At 63.9% G+C, this 6,748-nt stretch carries 6 protein-coding genes; 3 read left to right on the forward strand and 3 right to left on the reverse strand.

Annotated features, from left to right (window positions below; translation table 11 throughout):
- The first annotated feature begins 49 nt into the window (after positions 1 to 49).
- Positions 50 to 1,645 carry an acyl-CoA synthetase gene (locus RWT78_RS26795; RefSeq protein WP_064687742.1) on the forward strand — a complete coding sequence of 532 codons (1,596 nt, stop codon included), beginning with the start codon at positions 50 to 52 and terminating at the stop codon, positions 1,643 to 1,645.
- A gap of 56 nt (positions 1,646 to 1,701) precedes the next feature.
- On the opposite strand, the gene RWT78_RS26800 is transcribed toward RWT78_RS26795, so the two are convergent.
- From RWT78_RS26800 to RWT78_RS26810, 3 genes are all read right to left on the reverse strand, one after another.
- Entirely contained in the window at positions 1,702 to 2,949 is a 1,248-nt protein-coding gene (locus RWT78_RS26800) for an Nramp family divalent metal transporter (RefSeq protein WP_020909201.1), read from the reverse strand.
- Positions 2,950 to 3,078: 129 nt separating this feature from the next.
- Positions 3,079 to 3,570 carry a nuclear transport factor 2 family protein gene (locus tag RWT78_RS26805; protein WP_003939809.1) on the reverse strand — a complete coding sequence of 164 codons (492 nt, stop codon included), beginning with the start codon at positions 3,568 to 3,570 and terminating at the stop codon, positions 3,079 to 3,081.
- A gap of 32 nt (positions 3,571 to 3,602) precedes the next feature.
- On the reverse strand, positions 3,603 to 4,478 hold the full coding sequence (locus RWT78_RS26810) for a TIGR03619 family F420-dependent LLM class oxidoreductase (RefSeq protein ID WP_003940045.1): 876 nt from the start codon (positions 4,476 to 4,478) through the stop codon (positions 3,603 to 3,605).
- Between the two features lie 138 nt (positions 4,479 to 4,616).
- Here RWT78_RS26810 and RWT78_RS26815 point away from each other — a divergent pair, with 138 nt between their 5' ends.
- Both RWT78_RS26815 and RWT78_RS26820 read left to right on the forward strand, forming a co-directional pair.
- Entirely contained in the window at positions 4,617 to 5,525 is a 909-nt protein-coding gene (locus RWT78_RS26815; protein ID WP_007729442.1) for an IclR family transcriptional regulator, read from the forward strand.
- A 76-nt stretch (positions 5,526 to 5,601) separates the two neighbouring features.
- Positions 5,602 to 6,471 carry an alpha/beta fold hydrolase gene (locus RWT78_RS26820; protein WP_314682065.1) on the forward strand — a complete coding sequence of 290 codons (870 nt, stop codon included), beginning with the start codon at positions 5,602 to 5,604 and terminating at the stop codon, positions 6,469 to 6,471.
- The last annotated feature ends 277 nt before the right edge of the window (positions 6,472 to 6,748 follow it).

Genomic DNA, 6,748 nt, shown 5'->3' on the forward strand with positions numbered 1-6,748 from the left:
ACGGTCGGCCCCGAATTCACCGGGCCGGACATCAAGGAAGGCACCAGCAGTGTCACTGAATTTGGCAGATCTGTACGAGGGCATCTCGGATCTGATTCCGGACCGCACGGCGCTCGTGTGCGATGGTCGTCGTCGCACATACGTCGAGCTGGACGAGGGCTCGAATCGCATCGCCCGCCACCTGGCGAGTGTCGGTGTCGGGCCCGGCGATCACGTTGCTCTGCACATGCGCAACAGCATCGAGTTCGTCGAGAGTTTGCTCGGGTGCCTCAAGATTCGTGCGGTCCCGATCAACGTCAACTATCGCTACGTCGACGCCGAACTGACCTATCTGTACAACGATTCGCAGTCGGTGGCACTGATCGTGGACGAGGAGTTCGTTTCCGTCGTGGAGACGGTTCTCCCGGCCGCGCCCGGCATCAAGCACGTCGTTGTAGTCGGCGAGTCAGCCGTCCGCGATATCGAAGGCGTCGACGTCGTTCGATTTGCCGACGCTGCCGCGGAGCAGGCCGCCACTCGTGACTTCGCGCCCCGCAGCAACGACGACCTCTTCGTCATCTACACCGGCGGCACGACGGGGATGCCCAAGGGCGTCATGTGGCGTCATGAAGACTTCTACTTCGCGGCGCTCACCGGCGGAAATCCGTTCGGTCCGCCGCACACGACCGCCGAGGCTCTGTTCGCCGCGGTGCCGAATGTCCCCGCGATGAACATGCTCAGTACCGCACCCCTGATGCACGGTGCGGCGTCGTACTCGCTGTTCACCGGATTCTTCATGGGCGCCAACGCAATTCTCATGGCGCGGTTCGACGCGAAGACGACGCTGCAGCTCGCCGGAAGTGAGAAGGCCGTCTCCATCACCGTCGTCGGAGACGCGATGGCACGTCCGCTCGCAGACGAATTGGCTGCAAACGCAGCAGATTACGACCTCAGCACGGTCGGAATGGTCTCGTCCGGCGGAGCCTTGTTCTCGCTCTCACTGCGGGAGCAGCTCAAGTCGATGCTTCCGAACCTGGTGATCCGCGACGGATTCGGTTCCTCGGAGTCGGGCGTCGACGGCAATCTCGAGATCGGTCAAGACGGCCTGATGCGCATCGCCGCTCGCGACGAGACGCGCGTCGTGGACGAAAGGATGCGGCCGCTGGAGCCGGGATCGCCCGAGACCGGTTACATCGCTCGCAGTGGTCACGTGCCGGTCGGCTACTTCAATGATCCGGTCAAGACCGCGGCTACGTTCCCGGTGATCGACGGTGTGCGGATGTCGGTGCTCGGCGACGTCGGACGCGTGGAAGCCGACGGCTCGATCGTCCTGCTGGGGCGTGGTTCTCAGTGCATCAACACCGGCGGGGAGAAGGTGTACCCCGAAGAGGTCGAGCAGGCACTCAAGAGTCACCCGGCGGTGCTCGACGCTCTGGTCGCGGGAATTCCGGATGCGAAGTTCGGTGAGCGCGTCGCTGCGGTCATCACGACCCGCGAAGGCTTCGACGTCCCGGACGCTGCCGAGATCGGTGAGCATTGCGCGTCGCAGGTCGCTCGGTACAAAGTGCCGCGCACCGTCATGAACGTTCCGTCGATCAGGCGTTCTCCCAGCGGAAAGGCCGACTATCGCTGGGCCAAGGCCACTCTCGCCGAGCAAGTCTCCTAGTCCGGCCGGAGCCGTCCAGCGCGTTTGTGAGGGACGCGTTGGGTGGCTCCGGTGCTCTAGCCTGTCACCGTCAGAACCAGCAGAGCGACGTTGAGTGCAACGATCAAGCCCGCCGCAATCCAAGCCGCGACGGTCGTGAGCGGGGCATTGCGCGCGTCGCCCATGAGTTCGGGGTCCGAGGTCATTCGCACCAGCGGGATGATCGCGAAGGGGATGCACAGGCTCAAGACCACTTGGCTGAGCACGAGCGCCAGCGTCGGGTCGACGCCGAGTCCGAGCACGATCAGCGCCGGGATGAGCGTGACGATCCGGCGTGTGATCACCGGAATGCGAATGGCCAGAAGACCATGCATGATCTCGGCGCCGGCCGCGCATCCCACGGAGGTCGACGCGAGTCCGGAGGCGAGGAGGCCGATCGCGAACACCACGGCTACGCCCGGGCCGAGCGAATTCTCGATCGCGGCATGCGCGCCGTCGATGGTGTCGGTGCCGGGTACTCCGCGCAGCGCCGAAGCGGCCAGAAGCAGCATGCCGATGTTCACGCCACCGGCGATGATCAACGCGACGACGACATCCCAACGGGTGACTTTGAGTAGTCGCTGCAACCGTGGGCCGGGTTTGATGTGGCCGTGGCGATCACGTGCCAATGCGGAGTGAAGGTAGATCGCGTGCGGCATGACCGTTGCTCCGAGCATGCTGGCGGCGAGCAGTACGGTCTCGGTTCCTTCGAAGCGGGGGACCAGTCCGGCGACCGCTTCGCTGCCGGAGACGTCGGTGAAGGCGAGCCCGGTCAGGAAGCCGATGGTGATGATGGCCAGCAATCCCATGACCACGAACTCGAAAGTGCGCTGTCCGCGCCGACTTTGGATCGTCAGGATGACCATCGACACGCATCCGGTGATCAGTCCGCCGAGGAAGAGCGGGATGTTGAAGAGCAGGTTGAGTGCGATGGCGCCGCCGATGACTTCGGCGACGTCGGTCGCGATCGCCATCATCTCGGCCTGGAGCCAGAAGGCGCGGCGGTTGTTCTTACGCAGGCGCTGACCCAGCATTTCGGGCAGGGATCTGCCGGAGACGAGACCGAGTTTCGCGGACAGATACTGCACGAGGACGGCCATCGCGTTGGCGAGTACGAGCACCCAGATGAGGAGGTAGCCGTACTTGGCGCCGGCGGTGAGGTTGGCGGCGACGTTGCCCGGATCGACGTACGCGATTGCCGCGACGAACGCCGGACCGAGCAGGGCGATGGATCTCCCCGTGGGTCGTCGGCGCGGAGTCGTCGGCTCTTGCGTACTGGTGCTCATCGGTCTCCTGGTCACACGTACTCGGACCTGTTGGTTCGAATAAGTGAACTATAGAGTTCGGGGAGCCGAACTTTCAACAGCTGTGCGCGGTCAGCGACCGCAGAGGGTCCCTAACCGCGCACAGGCCGGTTAGGCCGTCACGCCGGCAGCCAGGAGAGCGCGAGCCTCGGGTCGGCCGTCGAGGAGGGCGTTGGTACGCAGTTCGACCTTCCACTCGCCGTCCGTCTTGATCAGTTCCCAACGGTTTGCGGTGATGCGGAGGACCTTGAATCCCGTCGGGTTCTCGGGATCTTTGATGACCAACTGCGAATGGCAGGTCGCGACGGCCTTGTTGCCGTCGATGCGGATGTGGGCGGGTGTCATCATGTGGGCCGCGCCGTTCATGATCCAGTTCTGGTGTGAGGCGCTGTGAACCATCGCGCGCAGTTCGCCGCGGCCGTGCATCGCACCGGTATCGACGTCGTAGACGCCGTCCTCGAGCCACAGGTTCGCGACCTCGTCGGCTGATCCGCTGTCGACGGCAGGGCTGTATGTGGTCAGCAGTTCGGTGATCGCGAGCTTGTCCTCGAGCAATTCCACTCGGGCGAGCAGGGATTCGATCAGGGCGGTCGAGTCGGTCATCGGTACGTCCTTTGCATTGAATTGTCGGGGAATCAGGAAGTGGTGAAAGAAAAGCCCTCGGCGAGGGCGATTCGGTGAAGTTCTTCGAGTTGTTCGCAGTAGTGCTCGACGCTTCGAGCGCCGACCGAGCAGCTGGCGATGGTCGCCCCGGCGTCACGGACGCGAGTCAAGGCGCGAAGGGTGGATTCGCGATTGCCGAGAGGATCGAGCGGCGCACCGGCGGGAAGCACCACGTCGAATCCGTCGGGGAGCGTCGTGGCATCGAGCATTTCCTTCAGTTCGGAGAATCGCAGCCCGAACGGCACCCACCCGTCGCCGTGTGTGGTGGCCCGGCGCAGCGATCTCTTGGTCCGGCCGCCGATCCACAGCGGCACCCGTTTCTGGACGGCGTGGGGTTCGACGACAAATCCGGAGTAGTCGTAGAACTCGCCGTGATACTCCGGAGTCGGCGTCGACAGTGATGCCCGAAGTGCGGCCAAGGCATCGTCAGCGCGCGCTCCTCGGTCGGCAAATGGAGCATTTATGAGATCGAATTCTTGTTTCAGAGTCCCCACCCCCAGGCCGAGTATCAGGCGTCCATTGCTGACGCGATCAAGCGTTCCGTAACGCTTGGCGATCTCGAGGGGGTGGTGGTAGCCCAACACCAGCACCTGGGTCGCCAGCAGGATTCGTGATGTACGCGCGGCGAGAAAACCAAGGGTGGCGAGCGGATCCCAGTAGGTTCCGCCGCGCTCGGCGGCAATCTCCTCGGGGACCGCCACGTGTTCACTGCAGGTCAGATGATGGAAACCGAGTCGATCCGCCGTGGCGGCCACTGTGGCGATCTCGCCGATGTCAGCACTTGCCTCCCACTCCGAGCGCGTGCTCGGGTGCTGAATCAGGACCGGCGTGACGATTCCCAGGTGCATCGGGCGTTTATAGCGTCCCCACTCGCCCAGCGGCAGGTGAATTACCGCTGATCGGGATCGAAAAGATCGATTCACTTTCCAGAAACTGTGACCTGGGTTATAGTCGGTAGAATCAATTCCAGTTTTCGGGAGGCGTCCATGACCATTGTTGACATGAACGACACACTGTCCACCGTCCAGACTGCCGGTGGGCAACCCAAGAAGGATCTGCCGCCGTCGATGGTCGAGCGGATGACACTGATTCTCGACGCCTTCGACGGCCGCGCCGCGCGGCTGACGCTGGAAGAGGTCGCGTGCCGTACTCAGTTGCCGCGCTCCACGGTCCACCGCATTCTCGATCAGCTGGTCAAGCTGGACTGGGTCGATCACGCATCGTTCGGCTACTGCCTCGGGCGTCGCGCGCTCGGCCTCGGTGGTGGCGACGGCGGCCACAGCCAGATCCGCGAAGCCGCTGCACCGCTTCTGCACGAACTGCACCTGCAGACCGGCATGGTCGTTCACCTGTCGGTGCTCGACGGACGCGAGAGCGTCTATCTCGACAAGGTCGGCGGACGATTCGCCGCGGCGCTCCCGTCCCGCGTCGGCGGCAGAGTGCTCGCTCATTCGACGGCTGGTGGCAAGGCGATGCTGGCGTGGATCGACCCTGAGCGCGTCGACGCTCTGTTCGGGGCTTCTCTTCCCCGCTGCACCGAGAACACGATCACCGACGTCGCTGTGCTCCACCAGGAACTGAACCGCATCCGTCAGCGTCGGGGACTGGCCTTCGAACGCGGGGAGTCAGCGCGTGGAGTCGCTTGTGTGGCTTCGGCAATTCGCGGACACGAGGGTCCCGTCGGCAGCATCGCGTTGTGTGGTGACATGCGGACCGCTCAGCTCGAGCGAGTTGCTCCGCTGGTCGTCGACGCGGCTCGCGAGGTCTCACGGACGCTGTACCCCGAACTGGGTGCTCCTCGCCGCGGCCGCAAAACGCCTCCCGTTCCGACCAATACGTTCTCGGCGGAGACGATGGATCGCCTGCTGGCAGCGTCGTCCGACCACTGGATCTGACGTATTTTGATCGACTTGTCTCGCTGATCGGGACGAGTCATAGCAGCTCAGCGGTACTGATGGCACCGTTCGGACCATGACGACTGAACTGAGCTACGAGGGAACTCTGAAGGAACTGCAGACCGATCTCGGTGTGCTCCGGTACCACGAAGCCGGCGACGGCCCGCCGCTCCTGCTGCTGCACGGATCGGGCCCCGGCGTCACCGGTTGGCGAAACTACCGCGGCGTTCTCGCGGACTTCGCGAAGCACTTCCACTGCTACGTTCTCGAGTTCCCCGGATTCGGCGTCAGCGATCCCGGCCCCGACCATCCGATGATGATGGCGCAGGCGTCGGTCGGGATGTTCCTCGACGGCCTCGGCCTCGGCCCGGTCCACATGATCGGTAACTCCATGGGCGGCATCGTCGCCACCAAGGTCGCGATCGACGAGCCGCACCGGGTGAGCAAGCTCGTCACCATCGGCGGCATGGGAAAGAACACCTTCTCGCCGGGGCCCGGTGAAGGCATCAAACTCCTCATGGAGTTCACCGACAACCCCACCCGCGAAGCTCTGGTCCGCTGGTTGCATTCGATGGTCTTCGACCGTGCCGTCGTCACCGAGCAGCTCATCGAAGAGCGTTGGGCCCTGGCCACCGAGCCGACGACGCTCGAGATCGCCCGTCGTATGTACAGCAGCAAGGCCATGGCCGCCATGGGCGCGGCTGCCGCTGCGTCGACCGCCGTGCCGTACTGGGCACAGCTGAACAAGATCAAGGCGCCGACGCTGTTGACCTGGGGACGCGATGACCGCGTCAGCCCCGTGGACATGGCGATTCTGCCGATGCGCGACATCCCCAACGGCGAAGTTCACATCTTCCCCAACTGCGGACACTGGACGATGATCGAAGCTCGCGACGCCTGGGTCGCGTCCGGTCTGGCATTTCTGACGCGTCCAGAAGGCAAGTAAGGACGGTGCGCCTTTTTGGTAGCCCCCACTACCAAAAAGGCGCACAGGGGTGCTCCCACTCACCGGGAAGCGTTTCTGCACTTCGGTGGGCTACCTGCCACCGTTTCACCAACAGATTTTCATTCTGCCCAGGCACTCGCCGGGTAGCGAAACCAGAAAGCCGGAAAAATCATGGGTCAGGTTCTGGACAACATCTCACAGTTCGCCGACGAGATCCGCGCCGACGGAGTCGAGGGCGACAAGCTGATGCGCTTGACGGACGGCAGCGCGAAGCGCT

This window comes from uncultured Rhodococcus sp., assembly GCF_963525155.1.
Taxonomy (GTDB): domain Bacteria; phylum Actinomycetota; class Actinomycetes; order Mycobacteriales; family Mycobacteriaceae; genus Rhodococcus_F; species Rhodococcus_F qingshengii.

Coding starts and splice junctions, on each gene's coding strand:
- RWT78_RS26815 (WP_007729442.1), top strand. CDS start 4,617: ATGACCATTGTTGACATGAACGACACACTGTCCACCGTCCAGACTGCC.
- RWT78_RS26800 (WP_020909201.1), bottom strand. CDS start 2,949: ATGAGCACCAGTACGCAAGAGCCGACGACTCCGCGCCGACGACCCACG.
- RWT78_RS26810 (WP_003940045.1), bottom strand. CDS start 4,478: ATGCACCTGGGAATCGTCACGCCGGTCCTGATTCAGCACCCGAGCACG.
- RWT78_RS26805 (WP_003939809.1), bottom strand. CDS start 3,570: ATGACCGACTCGACCGCCCTGATCGAATCCCTGCTCGCCCGAGTGGAA.
- RWT78_RS26820 (WP_314682065.1), top strand. CDS start 5,602: ATGACGACTGAACTGAGCTACGAGGGAACTCTGAAGGAACTGCAGACC.